Here is a 17,034-nt window from a genome sequence, read left to right as displayed (position 1 = left end):
CATGGGCGAACCGCTGCTGTCCATAGATGATCTACATGTGAAATTCTCCAGAAGCGAAGATGAAGTATTCGCCGTAAACGGGGTCAGCTTCTCGATTGAGGCGAATGAAGCGCTGGGCATTGTCGGCGAGAGCGGCTCGGGTAAATCGGTTACCCTGATGTCCTCGATCGGACTGCTGCGCGAGAACGGTAAAATCACATCAGGCACGGCCAATTTTCAGGGGAGGAATCTGCTTAAGCTGCGTCCGAAGCAGCTTGAGGATATCCGCGGACGCGATATCGGCGTGGTGTTCCAGGACCCGATGACCAGCCTCAATCCGATCATGCGCATCGGGGATCAGATTATGGAAGCGATGCTGACGCATCAATATGCAAGCCGCAAGGAAGCGTTCGACCGGACGCTGCAGCTGCTGCAGGAAATGGGGATTCCGGATCCCAAATCGCGTTTTAAAAGCTACCCCCATGAATTCTCCGGCGGGATGCGCCAGCGCATTATGATCGCCATCGCCCTGGCCTGTGAGCCGCAGCTGCTGATCGCCGATGAACCGACGACGGCGCTTGATGTAACGGTACAGATGCAGATTCTGGCGCTCCTGCAGGAGCTGCGCCGCAAGCGCGGGATGAGCGTCGTCATGGTAACGCATGACTTCGGACTCGCCACCAATTTCTGCGACAAGATCATCGTCATGTACGGCGGGCAGATTATGGAGAAAGCGACGACGGATCAGTTCATCCGCGAGGCGGCGCATCCGTATTCACTGGGGCTCAAGCGGTCCATTATCGAAGTGGGCCATAAAGGAAAAGAAATCCTGCCTATTCCGAAGACGGCAAAGACGCTGACAGCGGTATTGACCGGCTGCCCTTTTGCCGAACGATGCTCCTATACAACTGAACGCTGCCATCAGGAAGTACCCCGGCTGCGGGTTTTTGGTACCGATCATGAAATCGCCTGCCATCATGCCGAGGAGGTGGCCTGCCATGTCCGCTAAACCGCTGCTGCGTGTAGAAAATGTCTCAAAGACTTTCCGTGTGCAGGGCAAAAAGCTGCATGCCATCGAAAATGTCTCGTTTACCCTGGAGGCCGGGAAGACACTGGGGCTTGTCGGCGAGAGCGGCTCGGGTAAGTCGACGCTCGGACGGATGGTGCTGCGGCTGCTGGAGTCCGACAAAGGGAAGATTTATTTTGACGGCGCAGACCTCTCCAAGCTCTCGAAAGTGAAGCTGCGGGCCTTGCGCCGGGATATGCAGATCATCTTCCAGGACCCGAAGGCGAGCCTTAGCCCGCGGATGACCGTAGGCGATGCCATTGAAGACGCGATGGCGATCCACAAGCTAGGGACCAAGGCCAGCCGCCGTGAACGGATGACCGAGCTGCTGGAGAAGGTCGGGCTGCCCGCCGAGATCCAGTATGCCTATCCGCATGAGCTGTCCGGCGGACAGTTGCAGCGGGTCGGCATCGCCAGAGCGCTGTCGCTTAATCCGAAGCTGATCATCTGCGACGAGCCGGTCTCTGCGCTGGACGTCTCCATACAGGTTCAGGTTATTCAGCTGCTGCGCGATCTGCAGAAGGAATTCAACCTGACGTATATCTTTATCTCGCATAATTTGGCGGTGGTGGAGTACTTAAGTGATGATATCGCCGTGCTGTATCTGGGCGAGGTGGTAGAGCAAGCGCCGGCGGAGGAATTGTTCAAGACGCCGACGCATCCATATACCCAAGTCCTGCTCGATTCGATTCTGAGGGTGCCGGAGTCGCCGGAGCAGAAGCAGGAGATGGTCTACATTCAGGGCGAGGTTCCGTCTCCGCTGAACCCGCCAAGCGGCTGCACCTTCCATCCGCGCTGCCCGTATGCTACGGATATTTGCAGAAGTGCCAAGCCGCTGCAGCGCACGGTAGCCGAGTGCCATGTCGCCGCCTGCCACCGCGTGGAGGAGACGCAGAACCTGCTGATGGTGAATGCCAATTAAGCTGCCGCCTGTGAAATCGCGTAGGGCAAATACTCACAACATGCACCAATCTGGGCATGAATAATTCAGACTTTGAAGCAGAGCGATGCTCTGCTTTTTTGCTGTAATGTTAAGGCTGCGGTCACGGGACAGGAAATATCTTCTTGTGACTTTTCACGTAAATCTTGTTAAGGTAATGGGTAACACTTGAAGATGAGGTGATCCATTGTCATGCTGAAGAAGCATTGTTTGTTCTGCGATGATATTGTTCCCACTGAACAAGTAGGGAATTATGATAAATATATCGGCTGCACCTGTTCGCCCGGCGGGTCGTACGGCCTGCTGAGCGACAGCTACGAAGCCGTCAATACGCTGCCTTACCCGCAGAAGCGCGAGATGTTCCATATTATATCGGCATATATCCGGGAGCGGACGGACCACGGCGATAAGCTTGTACTGTCCGCCGGGGATTTGCCTGACATTGTGAAGCATCAGGATATTCCTGTGACTATTGAGGATAAAGGCAGCCGGCTGCTCCAATATATCTGCAGGCATACCGCGGGACCGCTGGAGCCGGTTGTCATCCAGCCGCTCGCCAGAAGCTATAACCTGACCTACTCCGCCAACCTGCAGGAGCTTGTCTATATTATCGACAAGCTGCAGGGTGAGCAGCTGCTGATCCGCGAGGGTATGACCTTCAAGCTGACGGAAGCGGGCTGGAGCGAAGCCGTCGCCGCAGCGGGAGGCAAGCCGCTGAAGCCCTGCTCCGTGCTGCTGGCGGATGAAGACAGATGGCTAACTGACTGGACAGAAGCGCTGCTGCCGCGAATCGAACAGTGCGGATATAAACCGGAGCTCCTGGCCGCCAAAGACACGCAGCAGCAGGGAACCAGTCCGCTGGAGCAGATCTCGGACAGCCAGCTGATTATTGCAGACCTCACCGGCCCGGCATCCGGGATTTATTTCATGGGCGGATATGCGCTGGGTTCCGGTATCCCGGTGATCTGGACCGTTCACAGAAGCGCCGCCGATAACCTGTCCGTACAGCCTCATGATATCCGTCCCATGGTATGGGATACAGCCGAAGAGCTGGCTGCAGTTCTCCAGCAGCGGTTAACCTCACAAGTCACGTAAATGCGTGGCTTGTTTTCTGTTAATATCGGAATAATTGCTGACTTTCGGCGGAGAAATGATATACTTGGCAAGTACATAACAACATGCATCAAACAGGGGGCGAAATCATGGAATACCGCAATATGGGCAGATCGGGACTGAAGCTGAGTGAGGTGGCGCTGGGCAGCTGGATGACCGATTTGAAGGACACTGCAGCCGGAGCTGCAGCTGGTGATATTATTAAGCAGGCTTATGAGAACGGTGTCAATTTCTTCGATTGTGCGGATGCCTACAGCGGCGGGGAAGCAGAACGGCATTTAGGGGCTACGCTTAAGCAATTCTCCAGAAGCTCCTACGTCATTTCCAGCAAGGTCTTTTTCCCGTCGGGTCCAAGCGTCAACGAACGCGGGCTCTCACGCAAGCATATCTTTCATCAGATCGATAATACCTTGAAGAATATGCAGGTCGATTATGTGGATTTGTATTTCTGTCACCGCTTCGATCCTACGACACCGATGGAAGAGACGCTGCAGGCACTCAGTGACCTGGTGGCCCAGGGCAAAATTCTGTATTACGGGGTCAGCGAGGAGTGGAGCGCGGCGAGAATTAATAAAGCCGTCGGCATTATCAAAGATATGGGGCTCCGTCCGATGTCAGTAATTCAGCCACAGTATCATATGTTCGACCGCTACATTGAGCATGAAATCGTTGAGGTCTGCGAAGAGCACGGCATCGGTATTGTGCCGTTCTCGCCACTGGCACAGGGGCTGCTTACCGGCAAATACCGGAAGGGTGAGCCGTTGCCGGAGGGCTCCCGGGCAACGCACCAGGCGGATAAGCAGATCAACGCCCTGTTGACGGATGAGAACCTGGACAAGGTGCATGAGCTGCAGCTAATCGCCGATGAACTCGGGGTAAGCCTGTCCGTGCTGGCCCTTTCCTGGATTCTGCGCCGCAGCATCATCAGCAGCGTCATTACCGGTGCGTCCAGCACCCGCCAGCTGCTCGGCAATGTCCAGGCCAGCGGATTCACGATTCCGGCCGATGCGCTGGAGCGGATAGAGAAGATTCTTGGGTTCGCGCCATTCACCAGACGTGTCGGATAGACCGCTGCGCCGATAGACTATGAATAAGACCTGCTCCAACGGGAGCAGGTCTTTCTGCATTTATCGGGTTGCCGTCCTCAAGCATTCAGCTCCGCCAAATCGAGAGTTTGCCTTAATCGCTCCGTGTCCACCCGGATATCCTCCAGGCCGGTATAAGGCACGGCGGGATTCGGGCAACCCTTGGCATAGAGCATGTAATAATCGAGGTCATTGTGATTGCTGATCATCCAGTAGGTCGGTACAATATGCCTCTCATGGAATATTTCAATGACCTTGGTACCCGGCCGGCAAAAGGCGAGGTTGGCCAGGCCCGCGCCATGCGGCCCGGCGATGGCATCGGCGGCGGCAAACATTTGAATCTGCTCCGCCACCGTATAATCCTCCAGACAGACCGAAGTGAAGCCGTATTGCTCCAGACAGTGAACAACGTCCTCTTCGTTGACTATGCGCCGGGCTTCGGCATGGCGGCGGGAGACGAATATCCGTCCCGGTGTGCATAATGCCAGGTCCCTATAGGGCAGCAGCAGCCGGCGCAGGGTCTGCGTTGTCCATGGCGGATAATGAGAATTCATCATCAGGGAAGGAACCAGCAGCTGCCCGGGACGCATATAGAGGCCGGGCGATGCGCGGATGACTGCCGCTTCGGGAATGCCCAGCATGGCAAAGGTCTCCTCTACGAACGCTCCGTAAGGATTCGGGTTCATCACAAGCGCGGTGTAATGGATTCCGGCAGCCTGAAGCATTGCATACCGCGGCAGTACATCATAGAGCCAGTGATAATAATTAGGACTGCCGCAAAAGCTCAACACCGCCACCGTCCCGGGAACCTCCAGCAAGTACGGAGAGTTCCACTGACGGAACACCGGGTGCTCATCCGCTGTAAGCATACGGTGTTCCTGAGAATCGTATTCCTGCGACAGCTCAAAGATCAGCCTGCCATCAGCCGATAACACGGTGCCGGTGCTGCCCCATATCTTTCCGCCGGGAATGACGGCCAGATAGCCCCCGGAGGGCTGAAGCCGGTAGGGGGTAAGCGCCGGATGAACCTGCTGCTCCAGGCTTCGCGCTGCCCTGAAATCGGCCATTCCGCCGAAGTCGAACGGGATGATCCGGCCGGATTCTTGCCCGGTATCCTTCTTCGCTGTTGCCTGGGTCCACTCCTCAATGCTGCTGTAATACTCCTTGGGTTGCCCGTCCTCATGATTGGATACAGCCATCGTTTCACCTCAGTAGGTCTGATTCATCCACACAAAGCTTTATGCCATTGTATGAGACAGCTTCCTGAAGAGCGCCTTGCGCCGGAAAAAAGGCCAATGTACAGTGCGGCATACTAACCGTCCGGGGAGGTTACTGGCTTTTGCGGAAAGCTTTCGGAGAGAGACCGTAAGCCTTCTTGAATTGACGAGTGAGATAATTGCTGTCGTTGAAGCCGCATGCATAGGATATATCCGTGATTGAGCCGTTCGTCTCCTTAAGCAGGGTGCAGGCTTGCTGGAGCCGCAGGCGCTGCAGATAGGCAATCGGGGTGGTTTTATAATAAGACCGGAAGATCCGGTTCAAATGTCTGACCGATATATCGGATTTGGCAGCAATCTCTTCCAGCGTAATCTGCTCACGGTAATGGTCTTCAATGTAGGAAATGGCGCTGGCCAAATGCATCAGACTGCTGTCCACGCCCTGCTCCTGATGGTCATATTGGCGGGACAGATACACAACCAGCTCCATGAACCGGGAGGCCAGCATGGTCTGATAGCCGGGAGGCTGCTCATCATATTCCCTGATCATGGCCGCAATGAGCGCAGCGACGGTTTCCAGGCCGGCGATGGACATATTCAGCTTGCTTTTAAAAGGATTGATGCTGCGCAAGTAAGGCTCCAGAATAAACAGCGCCTGATAGCCGTTCATGGTCCGCAGATCCGGTCCGGCTGAACGCAGCATCTCCGGCTTGTACATAATATTGCAGATTCTGAAATCGTAAGGGGCCATGTAAGCGTGGGGAGTGTCCCCGTTGACCACAAAGACATTCCCCTTCTTGATAAATGATTCCTCGCCCTGGATGATATGGGTGGCATGCCCGTTCAAGACAATGACCAGCTCGGAGAAGTCTACGTGACTGTGCATCGACATCTCTTCCTCATGACCGCCATACTGAATGAAAAAGGGGAATTGTTCATCCCGCGTGAACCAGTTCAAATATACATCACTCAATTAATTTTCACCCCAAAACAGATCGGATGGCTATATCATGCTATTTTATGACCTAAAAATCAAGGTTTTCCGTCATTATTGCCGCTAAAATGTGGGATGTGAAAGCGAATTCACTTACATCATACAGCCATATGGGGGGCATGACGGAAATGAAAAGCAGATTAACCAAGCAGCTAAGCGCGGCCTTGCTCGCAGGCACCATGATTATTGCAGCAGGCTGCAGCAACAACGGCAGTACGAAAGATTCGGCGAACGGCAACGGCGGCGACGACACCGCCCCGGTCAGCTTTACCTTCTTCGGTGCGGATGCCAATCCAAGCTGGAATTCCATGCAGGATGATGTCGGCAAGGAGATTACAGCCAGAACCGGCGTCACGCTGGACGCAGAATTTGATGTCGGCAGCGGTGGCGGACAGGATAAAATTTCATTGATGGCGGCGAGCGGGGAGTATCCCGATCTGATCTATGCCAAGGGCGAGCTCGGCAAGCTGGTTGACGCCGGAGCGATTCTCGATCTGACCGAGCTGATCGACAAGCACGCACCCAATATCAAGAAGGTCATGAGCGAGAACATGAACCGGATGAAATACAGCCTTGAGGATCAGGCTATCTATTCGATTCCTACCAATATCGGCGTAGACGAGCAGGTCTTTGATGCAACGAACGGCTTCGAGGTGCAGCTTCGGGTATTGAAGGAGCTGGGGTATCCGGAAATCAAGACGGTACAGGATTTCGAGAACGTCCTGAAAGAATACGTGGCCAAGCATCCGACAACCGACGGCCAGCCAACTATTCCACTCACGCTGAACGCCGACGGCTGGAAGATGATGATTACGGTGACCAACCAGGCGTCTATCACAACCGGAGGCATGAATGACGGCGAGTATCATGTTGATCCGGAAACCTATGAAGCGATCCTGCATTACAAGCGGCCGGAGGAGAAGGAATATTTCCGCTGGCTGAATCATATGAACAACATCGGTCTGCTGGACAAGGATTCCTTCGTACAGCAGGAAGACCAATACAAAGCCAAAATCTCCAGCGGACGCGTACTGGGCCTTACCTCTGTAGAATGGGAATACGCGGATGCCGAGAATGCCTTGAAGGCAGCCGGCAAAGATGAATATACCTATTCGCATTTCCCGGTTACGATGGGCGAGGAGTTCAAGGAGCATGCGATGCAGTCCATCGGCGTCGACGGCTACGGCATCAGCATCACGACGGCCTGCGAGGACCCGGTCCGTGCCATCAAGTTCATTGACTGGCTCTCCTCCGACGAGGGACAAGTGCTGCGGAACTGGGGAGTGGAGGGCAAGCAATACAATGTAGAGAATGGCACCCGCGTTATACCGGCCGATATCCTCGACCGGAAGGTAAATGATGCTGCAAGCTTCTCGAAGGAGACGGGGATAGGCCTTTATTCGATCTTCGGCGTGCGCTACGGCGATGGAGTGAAGGATTCCACCGGCAATTATTATACGACAAATTTCCCGGAACAGATTGTGGCCGCTTACTCGGATGCCGAGAAGGAAGCGCTGGCCGCATACGAGGCAACCACCTGGAAGGACCTGTTCCCGAGTGCGGATGAGCTCCCGGTTAAGGAGTGGGGCGCGCTATACAACATGCCCGTTCCGACTGACGGACAATACCAGGTTATTTACCAGAAGACCCAGGATATCGTCGGCAAGCGGATTCCGGAAGCCGTGCTGGCGAAGCCGGAGGACTTTGACCGGATTTACGACGCTTTCGTCGAAGAACTGAACAAAGCGGGAGCCGAGGAGATGGAGAAGGAATATACCGAGCTGGTCAAGGCCAGAACCTCGCTGTTCACCGGAAAGGATATTCAATAAAGGGAGAAGACCCGGCCAAGCTTTGGCCGGGTCTTTCCGTCTGCGAGGATTTCATACACGCTTAGGCCGGCTTATGCTCACTTTGGCCGGGAATGTATTCTGTAGGCCGTCGGCGAGAAGCCGGTGAACGCCTTGAACAGCTTGGAGAAGTATGGAACATCCGGAATGCCGATCTCTTCGCCGATTCCGGTTAAGGGGAGGTCCGTGGAGAGCAGGAGCCACTTGGCCTGCTCTATTTTTTTGCGGTTAATGTACTGAATAGGCGATAACCCGAAATGCCGTTTGAACACGCGGATGAAATAGTTCGGATGCAGATGGACCCGTTCCGCCAGCTCCGGCACGGTGACGTTACGGTTGTAATGCGCATCCATGTAGCTGATCGCTTCCTGCAGATAGCCGGGAGTTGCCGCCGGCTGGACTCCGGTCATTCCTGCGGCCGCATGCTCGATATAATAGGAGATCAGCTTCAGCATGGCTGCCTGGGTCATCAGCGGCAGGGTAAGTGCATCGGAGGCGCGGCAGGCGAGCAGTTCCCGGAACAGCTGCACCGGTTCGGGAGCGTGGCCGGTATCGATATGCAGCGGAACTCCCAGTAAGTCGAACAGATTGCTTTGTCCGATCTTTGCGGTGAAATGGCACCAATACTTCGTATACCTTGGACCGGAGGTATAGGAGAAGGATTGCTTGACGCCCTCCGGCATGATAAACCATTGACCGGGCCGGGGATAATATTCTTCATCCCCGATCTTCAGCCAGCCTTCCCCGTCGCAGATGAGATAGAATTTATTATAATCCGGCGTATAATCCAGCTCCCGCCAATCGGTCCACACCTGATTGTAGCCGCTGGCCGTAACCTTTACTTGAAGATTGCTGAGATACAACTGCATCAGCTGCCGCTGCGGTGCATTCATCCTGTCAGTCCCCCGGCAGGCCGTTCCGGCCGTTATTTGATAATTCCTTATAGCATGGTAATGCCAATACGGAATTTAAGCAAGAGTATGAAATGAACCAACCCGCTTAAGGCGTGGTTTATCGGAGCCTGCGATAACCAGATTTTTGCATAGGCAATGGATCGGGATTACGGTAAGGTAAAATACAGGCGCAGCTGACAGGGAAATTAGACAAGCAGTCGAGGAGTGATTAATTGCATGATTTACCGGATGATGTATCGCGGAGTGTGGAAAGACGGTCGGGAAGCGGAAGGACTGGCGGCCTTACAGCAGGATAAGGCGGCTCTGAAGCTGGTGAGAGACGGGGCGCTGATGACGGCCGCAGCTTTCGCCTGGCAGAGCAATGTATTCCTGTATATGGAATGCGTGAATGAGATCATAGAACCGGCGGTGATGGCCGGGGCAGTAAATGAATATTTGATGGACTGGCCCGGTGAGGCCGAGTCGCGCAAATGGATTCCGCTGGTGGATGTCTTCCACTTCAACGAGCCTGCGGATGAGGGGCACTGGCTGCGCAAGTCGCCGGTCGAGCGGCGGGTGGGCCGGGTGGCCCATCTGAAGCGGGAGATGATGAGCAGCTATATCTACTACCATTATCAGCTCCAGGAAGAGCGTGCCTTTCATGGCCCCAAGTACGAGATTATCGGCATGCACGAGAATTTGCTGTTCGGATATCAGGAGTTTCCCGCCGTCGTCGAGCCACCGGTCGTGCCGGGGCGGCTGGATACGAAGGGGACGCCCGTGCCGTGGGAGAAGTCGCGGATGGATCTGCATTTTCAGCCGTGGGAAGAGGACGGGTATCTGTACTTTAAGCCTGTAGAGACGATTTACGCCTATTATGTGGGCGATGTGGAAGAGCAGGTCAACCCTTGTCTTTAGCGTTCTTGCGGAATTCGCTGGGCGTAACCGTGAGGGCTTGCTTGAACATTTTGCAGAAATACATTGACGAGTTATAGCCGCAGGCCATGCCGATTTCCAGAATGGAGAACTTCGAATTGACCAGCAGATTGCAGGCATGCTGTAGCTTGATATTGTTCAGATATTGAATGAGCGTAAGCCCCGTAGCTTCCTTGAAGATACGGCACAGATAATACTTGGAGATGTAGAATTGCCCGGCGATCTCCTCAATGGTATTAATCTTGTTGTAATGCTGGTTGATATACGCCAGGATCGGCGCAATATTGGTATAGGCCAGAGGAACTTGTTCAGCCCGCGGTGATCTCTGCTGGTCATTCAGCAGGCTGAGAATATCCGCCAGATACACAAAAATGCGGTTGCCCGGGTTGTTCACGTTCTCCTTCTCCAGCAGCAGCAGAAGCCTCTTCAGCTTGGGGAAGGCTTCTTTGCTGACCGATATCAGCTTCTTCTCGAAGCAGTCCATCAACACTTGAATGGAATGCTCCGTATAGTGCAGGCGCAGAAACCGGTCCGTGAAATACACACAGGTGCGGGCACAGGAGTGGTTTCCGTGGCTTTGATGAAACATATTCGGCTTGACCAGCGCCACATCATGCATGGCTATATCAAAGATTCCATCGTCGACCATGAAATGGTGATAGCCTTCCTCCAGGAAGTAGAGCTCATAGGAATTATGATAATGATAGTTTGGCATCCGGTAGTCTGCATCATGCTTCTCATATTCAATACCGAACAGCGGGTGCGAGCAATATAAGTCAGCCGGAGTAGTAGTCATGCCTGGCCCTCCTTGTTTTCCATAGCAATATAATACAACAAATACGGATCAAGGCAAGATTATAAAAGATTCTTGTTCTTTGTTTAGGTATGATGAACGAAAGGCAACCCCTATTCAACAAGGATAAATGTATTTCGTACAACTATTTGTTAGGTATCCACCCATCTTTGAGGGATAGATGTAGTTTGTGCAACTAAAATCAGCATATTGGGAACAAACGGCCTTAAAGCACGAAAATAGATGTACGAAATGCAACTATAGCCGGGAAACGGCCAGTTTAGGTGGATATAGTTGTACAAACTGCAATTAGCAGCTTAAAACGTTGACAGCCCGTGCTACGGATATCAGCTTTACTGCGGAAAGCCATCAGGCGGAGGCCGTAACCGCAACTAGCGGTATTAATCAAGAAATCTGCGGACGGGAAGCGGCCGGAAGTCCAAAGGTTTTCTTGCGTCACGGCTAATCCCAACACAAAAATCTTTAGTTCAATCTATCTACATTCGCTTTAAAGGATAAAAGGAGGTTCCTTGCATGGAACAGGTTATGCCAACCACTGGGCAACTGGAGCTGTTCAGCCGCAATCAGACCATCCGCATTTATGTATCCGGCACGGAGAACAGTGCTGTACAACTGGCTGTCCGCAATCTCATTGATGATATCGGCCGGACCAGCGGCTGCCGCGCCGAGCTTACCGGTGAGCTGGACGATTCCAGTATCGTAATAGGTTCACTGGATCAGCGGTCCTTCGCGGAGCAAGCAGAACAGCGGGGCTTATCGCTGGAGAGGTTGCAGATGGAGGAGGGCGGCTACCGCTGGGAAGGGTATCTGCAGCAGGCTGTGCAAGGCGTGTTTTACATTGTGGGTACGGACAGACGCGGAACCATCTACGGGATCTATGATTTGTGCGAAGCCATTGGCGTGTCGCCATGGCATTATTGGGCAGATGTACCTGTAAAGGTGAAGGATGCTTATAGCGTTCCCGCCGATTACTGTAAAGCCGATTGGCCGTCGGTGAAGTACCGGGGGATTTTCCTGAACGACGAGGAGGAGCTGGATGCCTGGGCCAAGCTGCATACTCCGGACGACACGATTGGGCCGGAAGCCTACCGTCATGTGTTCGAACTGCTGCTGCGGCTGAAGGGGAACTATATCTGGCCCGCGATGCATGTGAATTATTTTAACGGCAATCCCGGAAACGGTGCGCTTGCGGAAGAGATGGGCGTTGTCGTCGGGACGTCGCACTGTGATATGCTGCTGCGCAGCAACCAGAATGAATGGGAGCCGTGGCTGAAGAGCAAGGGCTATGAAGGGGCTGTCTATGATTACTCCATTGAGGGCCGGAACCGGGAGATTCTGCAGGAATACTGGCGTGAGAGCGTGGAGCAGAACCGTAATTACGAAGTGAGCTTCACGATGGGGATGCGCGGCATTCATGATTCCGGGTTCCATACCCGGGCTATAGATGAAGACGCTTCCTTAACGGAGGAACAGAAGAATAACGCCAAGGTCGAGCTTCTTGCCCGGGTCATCCGCGACCAGCGGGACATTCTGCTGGAGGTGCTGGGGCCGCAGGGCGCAGAGGCGCTGCAGACCTTCGTGCCATACAAAGAGGTACTCGACCTGTATGACCAGCAGCTTGAGGTTCCCGACAATGTGACCCTGATCTGGGCGAATGACAACTTCGGCCATGTGCGCCGGTATCCGAATGAAACAGAACGCAGCCGCAGCGGCGGGAATGGACTTTACTTCCATAACTCCTATTGGGCGGCTCCGGGAACGGCAATGAGCTATCTGTTCATCAACTCCATTCCTCTGGCCCATACCGGCAATGAGCTGCGGAAGTCGTATGCCTCTGGTATCCGGAACATCTGGATTCTGAATGTGGGCGGGCTGAAGCCGCTGGAGCAGGATATGGAATTCTTTCTGCGCTGCGGCTGGGAAGCCGGCCAGGCAGCAGGCGTTACGAAGGACCCTTTCCGGTTCACCGAGCAGTGGATCAACCGGAACTTCTCCGGCCATCACGGCCGGGAAGCGGCAGAGCTGTATGAAACCTTCGCGCAGGTCACCAATGTGCGCAAGATTGAGCATATGAATTCGCAGGTCTTCTCGCAGACCGCTTACGGCGATGAGGCTGGGCGAAGACTGATGCGCCTTGAGGATGTATATAGACGGGGGAACGCGATCATGGACCGTCTTCCAGCTGAGGAACGTGAAGCGTTCTTCCAGCTCTTCCTGATGAAGATACATGCTTCCTACTATACCAACCATGAATTCTATTACGCCGACCGCAGCCAGCTTGCCTATAAGCGGGGGAATATGCAGGCGGCAGATCATTATGTGGCGCTGTCGCTCCGGATGACCGATTACAGACGAACCATGCTGCACTACTATAATAAAAAGATGAGCGGCGGCAAATGGGACGCCATACTCACGCCGGAGAGCTTCCCGCCGCCGCCGACAGCTATGCATCCGGCGCGGCAGCCGGCCTTGCGCATCGCCGGCAGCGGTATGCGCGTTGATCTGTGGAATGAGGGGGAGGAGCTGACCTTCTCTGCTGCGGGCCGCAGGCAGAAGTGGCTGGAGCTCGGCAATCAGGGAACCGGATGCTTCGCCTATTCAATTGAAATCCGCGAAGGTGCGGACTGGATCATTGTGTCCGAGCCAGAGGGAATCGTCGAGACGGAGAGACGGATTCTCGTCATAGCATTGGCGCCCCAGGTGTATGCCCGAAAAGAGGGGCTGCTGGTTGTCCGTAATCATACAGACGGTACAGAAGTACCGGTCAAGGTAAAGCTTGAAGCCGTGTCAGCCCTACCGGAGGGATTTACGGGATATGTGGAAGCTGACGGCGCAGTGTCGATTCCTGCGGCTATGTATGACCGGATTAGCCTGCCAGATGAAGCGGGCGCCGGACAGTCAGGAAGCGGCTGGATCACCGTACAGGGCCTCGGCAGATACGAGGGTGCCGCCGTAATGGCCTGGAATGCGCAGTTGCATCCGCTGGAAGGCGACCTGCGGCATAATCCTTTTCTCGAATATGATCTGTATGTCGAGAACGGCGGTTCGTTCATGCTCGAAATCCACCGGTTCCTGACGCTGAACTCCACAGGCAGAATACGCTTCGGCATCGGGATAGACGATCACGAGCCGGTAACGGTTGAGTCCATTACCCGCGATGAATGGACAGGAGCCTGGCAGCAATCGGTGTTCGACAACGGCGAGAAGCTGACGCTGGAGCTGCCGTTCCTGACTGCGGGAGTGCACCGATTGAAGCTATATATGGTCGACCACTTTGTGACAGTCAGCAAGCTTGTGCTTTATACGGAAGCAAGACACGATAACAATCTGGGACCGGTGTACAGCGCGCACGGCCCGGTGCCCGTAACTGAACACGGGCTGGAGCTCCCTGACGTACAGTGGGACGTCATTGATCAACAGATTTGCAGCGGACTGTACAGAACTGCCAGAGAAGAGGTCCCTTTACAGAGCACAGTGTATGCTACCAGGGAGTTCTACGAGAAGCGGGATGAGATTTTCGTGCCTGCCTTGAATGTCGCTCAGGAGGTGCCGGGCGTGAAGCGCTATGCGAGCCAAGGGGAAGAAGGCTCCAAGGATGTGTTTGCTGAATTCGGCTCCGGTATCTTCAACGAACAGAATGGAGTCATAGCGCTGGAAGCCGAGTATGCCCTGGAGCAGTCCGGGGATGCCTATCTCACGTTTGCGGACGGAAGCGGGCTGGGCTGGAGCCATCTGCAGGCAGAGACCGATGGCCGGACCGGAATGGCGATGCATGTCGCTGGGCCTGGACGGCTGTGGGAAGAACCGGCCGGTGCGCCCGGTATGCATTACCGGTTGAACGTCGGCCAGAGCGGATCGTACCGGGTATGGATGCTCGTCCGGCATTATAGCAATACCTCCGATTCCTGTTATCTGGCACTGGATGGCCAGGTCCTGCCTCTGGCGGAACAACTGAACAAAGGCAAGCTGTACACCTACAATACCTCCTACATATATTTCTGGTCGCATTTCTGCGAGCTGAATCTCTCGGCCGGAGAGCATGTATTGTCTGTCATCGCCAGAAAATCGGAGCTGCGGGTAGACCGGATCTATCTGACGCTTGGCGATGAACTGCCGCCTGCAGATGCGGAATGGAAAAATTCCCCTCGGAGCTGAATCGTATGGTATGATCCTATTGATCTACTGAAATCCGGGAAGGAAGAGAGGCATACAGCTTGAAGAAGGGAATATGCGCGCTCATTATAGTATGTTTATTCATGGGGTTAACCCCCGGAGTGAAGTATAGTGTGTCCGCGGCCAACGCCAAGGAAATCCTGCGTATCGGCTTCAATGAGTTTCCGAAATCTCTGGATCCGGCAATCCACGCGGATACAGGGGCAGGCACCATTCTTGAGGGGCTGTTTGAAGGTTTGGTCCGGCTGGATAAGTCAGGAAAGGCTGTGCCGGGCATGGCCAAGTCATGGACGGTTTCAGGCGACGGCATGACATATACCTTCACCCTGCGTTCAGATGCCAGATGGAGCAATAAGGACCGCGTCCAGGCCGTAGATTTCGAATATGCCTGGAAGCGGGCGCTTGATCCGGAAACCGGCAGCACCTTCGCCGCCGACATGTTCATGATTGCCGGTGCGGAAGACTACAATAAAAGCAGACTGATGGATGTCTCCAAAGTCGGGGTCAAGGCACTGAGCAAGACCGTCCTCCAGGTTACCCTGAAAGAGAAGACCACCTATTTCCTGCAGGCTCTTGCGGAGAAAATCTATCTGCCGGTAAATGCGGCGGTTGCAAAGGCTAACGCCAACTGGGCAACCAGTGCCAAGTCGATCGTAACCAACGGGCCGTTTACACTCAAGTCATGGGACAGCAGGAAAATCTCCCTGGTTCGTAATCCAAGCTATTACGCCGCTAAGGAGATTCGGTTCGCGGAGGTTCAACTGCTGCGGCCAAAGCTCGGGGCTACAAATGCTACAGCCGCCTATATCAAGAAGGAAACGGACTGGGTCGGCGGACATGTGCAGCTTGACTACGCTTCGATGACCCCAGACATCGCCGGACTGGTTATCAGTATGCCAACCGCCGGCACCTACTTCTACCAGTTCAACCTGAATGAGCGGCCATTCACCAACGTGAAGATCCGCCGGGCACTCTCGATGGCCATCGACCGCGAAGCGCTGATCTACGGTTCACCCGCTTTCGGCTTTGTACCGCCGGCTGTGCGCAGCGGCAACCTGAATTATCGCACGGCGGTACCGGATACTTCCTTGTTCAGTAAAGATATAACTTTGGCCAAACAATTGCTGCAGGAAGGATTAAAGGAAGAAGGCTATGCCGAGCTACCCGGTTTTACGGTAATTGTAAACGATGGGGATGTGCATTCCCAGATCGCCATGTCAGTTATTTCGGACTGGCACAAATATCTGGGGATTGAAGCAAGCCTGAAGGTTCAGGCCTGGCAGGAGCTGCTCAATAACCGATACAGCGGAAACTTCACGGTAGCCAGAGCGGGCTGGACCGCTGACTATAACGACCCCGCTGCGATGCTGGAATTCCTGACGGCTTCCTCACCGGATAACGATACAAGCTGGAACAATAAGCAATATGACAGCTATGTACGAAAGGGCAAGCAGAGTGCTGATTCCAAGGAACGCATACAACTATACGCCCAGGCCGAGCGGCTGCTCATGAACCAGATGGGTGTCATTCCGCTTTATTATTATGAGGCTGATGTCCTGCATCATCCGGATCTGCAGAATGTATATCTCCGCTACGACGGCATCGTATGCTTCACCAGAGGATATTGGCAGTAGAGTTCGCTGCTTGTGCAGTGGCTATTCCACAGGGGCTGTTCCGCAAACGGACACCGCAGTAAACCCGAATAAGCCGAGTAGTGATTCTCCATTAAAGGAGGGCAGCTGCTCGGTTTTTTTCGCGTTGAATAAGAACAGAAATGACTGATGAGGATAGTTACAATTGGATGCGGTCAAGGTACGAGTTGGAAAATCGCCACTTAATTTCGACTATATGGAGGCAGATCGCAACACTAGATGGATATTCGCCACTAGCGTTGCATAAAAGCTAACATTAGCCGAATGGTATAAACTAACTGTCCATAAATGAAAAAAAACCCTATTGTAAGAAGGTAGGCACGTT

Annotated in this window: 12 protein-coding genes; 8 read left to right on the top strand and 4 right to left on the bottom strand. The window is 54.0% G+C overall.

Annotated elements, in window-relative coordinates; genetic code table 11:
• Position 1: 1 nt before the first annotated feature.
• The 4 genes from F1379_RS25340 to F1379_RS25325 all read left to right on the top strand — a co-directional run bounded on the left by F1379_RS25340 (position 2) and on the right by F1379_RS25325 (position 4,165).
• Entirely contained in the window at positions 2-988 is a 987-nt protein-coding gene (locus tag F1379_RS25340; RefSeq protein ID WP_150275261.1) for an ABC transporter ATP-binding protein, read from the top strand.
• A complete protein-coding gene (locus F1379_RS25335; RefSeq protein ID WP_150275260.1) occupies positions 978-1,967 on the top strand; it encodes an ABC transporter ATP-binding protein in 990 nt (329 codons plus the stop codon). The genes F1379_RS25340 and F1379_RS25335 overlap by 11 nt, the downstream gene beginning before the upstream one ends.
• Positions 1,968-2,177: 210 nt before the next feature.
• Complete coding sequence (locus F1379_RS25330) at positions 2,178-3,080, top strand: hypothetical protein (protein ID WP_150275259.1); 903 nt, start codon at positions 2,178-2,180, stop codon at positions 3,078-3,080.
• Positions 3,081-3,187: 107 nt separating this feature from the next.
• Positions 3,188-4,165, top strand: coding sequence for an aldo/keto reductase family protein (locus F1379_RS25325; protein ID WP_150275258.1), 978 nt, complete (start codon positions 3,188-3,190; stop codon positions 4,163-4,165).
• 77 nt (positions 4,166-4,242) lie between these two features.
• On the opposite strand, the gene F1379_RS25320 is transcribed toward F1379_RS25325, so the two are convergent.
• The gene (locus F1379_RS25320) at positions 4,243-5,382 is read right to left on the bottom strand and encodes a glycosyltransferase family 61 protein (protein ID WP_150275257.1); all 1,140 of its coding nucleotides are present in this window, start codon (positions 5,380-5,382) and stop codon (positions 4,243-4,245) included.
• A gap of 130 nt (positions 5,383-5,512) precedes the next feature.
• The gene (locus tag F1379_RS25315; RefSeq protein WP_150275256.1) at positions 5,513-6,373 is read right to left on the bottom strand and encodes a helix-turn-helix domain-containing protein; all 861 of its coding nucleotides are present in this window, start codon (positions 6,371-6,373) and stop codon (positions 5,513-5,515) included.
• 149 nt (positions 6,374-6,522) lie between these two features.
• Here F1379_RS25315 and F1379_RS25310 point away from each other — a divergent pair, with 149 nt between their 5' ends.
• Positions 6,523-8,223, top strand: coding sequence for an ABC transporter substrate-binding protein (locus F1379_RS25310; protein ID WP_150275255.1), 1,701 nt, complete (start codon positions 6,523-6,525; stop codon positions 8,221-8,223).
• Positions 8,224-8,300: 77 nt separating this feature from the next.
• Here F1379_RS25310 and F1379_RS25305 read toward each other — a convergent pair whose 3' ends face one another.
• The gene (locus F1379_RS25305; protein WP_150275254.1) at positions 8,301-9,134 is read right to left on the bottom strand and encodes an AraC family transcriptional regulator; all 834 of its coding nucleotides are present in this window, start codon (positions 9,132-9,134) and stop codon (positions 8,301-8,303) included.
• A gap of 237 nt (positions 9,135-9,371) precedes the next feature.
• Between F1379_RS25305 and F1379_RS25300 the strand changes: the two genes are divergently transcribed.
• Entirely contained in the window at positions 9,372-10,052 is a 681-nt protein-coding gene (locus F1379_RS25300; protein ID WP_150275253.1) for a hypothetical protein, read from the top strand.
• Here F1379_RS25300 and F1379_RS25295 read toward each other — a convergent pair.
• The gene (locus F1379_RS25295; RefSeq protein ID WP_150275252.1) at positions 10,036-10,866 is read right to left on the bottom strand and encodes a helix-turn-helix transcriptional regulator; all 831 of its coding nucleotides are present in this window, start codon (positions 10,864-10,866) and stop codon (positions 10,036-10,038) included. The genes F1379_RS25300 and F1379_RS25295 overlap by 17 nt on opposite strands.
• A gap of 531 nt (positions 10,867-11,397) precedes the next feature.
• Between F1379_RS25295 and F1379_RS25290 the strand changes: the two genes are divergently transcribed.
• Both F1379_RS25290 and F1379_RS25285 read left to right on the top strand, forming a co-directional pair.
• Positions 11,398-15,039 (top strand): glycosyl hydrolase 115 family protein, encoded by a 3,642-nt coding sequence (locus F1379_RS25290; RefSeq protein WP_150275251.1) that lies wholly within the window; start codon positions 11,398-11,400, stop codon positions 15,037-15,039.
• A 131-nt stretch (positions 15,040-15,170) separates the two neighbouring features.
• Positions 15,171-16,691 carry a peptide ABC transporter substrate-binding protein gene (locus tag F1379_RS25285; protein ID WP_162551285.1) on the top strand — a complete coding sequence of 507 codons (1,521 nt, stop codon included), beginning with the start codon at positions 15,171-15,173 and terminating at the stop codon, positions 16,689-16,691.
• The last annotated feature ends 343 nt before the right edge of the window (positions 16,692-17,034 follow it).

Origin of the sequence: Paenibacillus tepidiphilus (assembly GCF_008635795.1) — a bacterium.
Taxonomy (GTDB): Bacteria; Bacillota; Bacilli; order Paenibacillales; family Paenibacillaceae; genus Paenibacillus_AQ; species Paenibacillus_AQ tepidiphilus.
Note: the sequence above shows the minus strand (reverse complement) of the source record. Positions and strands in the feature narration are given on the sequence as shown.

Coding starts and splice junctions, on each gene's coding strand:
- F1379_RS25290 (WP_150275251.1), top strand. CDS start 11,398: ATGGAACAGGTTATGCCAACCACTGGGCAACTGGAGCTGTTCAGCCGC.
- F1379_RS25340 (WP_150275261.1), top strand. CDS start 2: ATGGGCGAACCGCTGCTGTCCATAGATGATCTACATGTGAAATTCTCC.
- F1379_RS25310 (WP_150275255.1), top strand. CDS start 6,523: ATGAAAAGCAGATTAACCAAGCAGCTAAGCGCGGCCTTGCTCGCAGGC.
- F1379_RS25335 (WP_150275260.1), top strand. CDS start 978: ATGTCCGCTAAACCGCTGCTGCGTGTAGAAAATGTCTCAAAGACTTTC.
- F1379_RS25300 (WP_150275253.1), top strand. CDS start 9,372: ATGATTTACCGGATGATGTATCGCGGAGTGTGGAAAGACGGTCGGGAA.
- F1379_RS25325 (WP_150275258.1), top strand. CDS start 3,188: ATGGAATACCGCAATATGGGCAGATCGGGACTGAAGCTGAGTGAGGTG.
- F1379_RS25305 (WP_150275254.1), bottom strand. CDS start 9,134: ATGAATGCACCGCAGCGGCAGCTGATGCAGTTGTATCTCAGCAATCTT.
- F1379_RS25320 (WP_150275257.1), bottom strand. CDS start 5,382: ATGGCTGTATCCAATCATGAGGACGGGCAACCCAAGGAGTATTACAGC.
- F1379_RS25330 (WP_150275259.1), top strand. CDS start 2,178: ATGCTGAAGAAGCATTGTTTGTTCTGCGATGATATTGTTCCCACTGAA.
- F1379_RS25295 (WP_150275252.1), bottom strand. CDS start 10,866: ATGACTACTACTCCGGCTGACTTATATTGCTCGCACCCGCTGTTCGGT.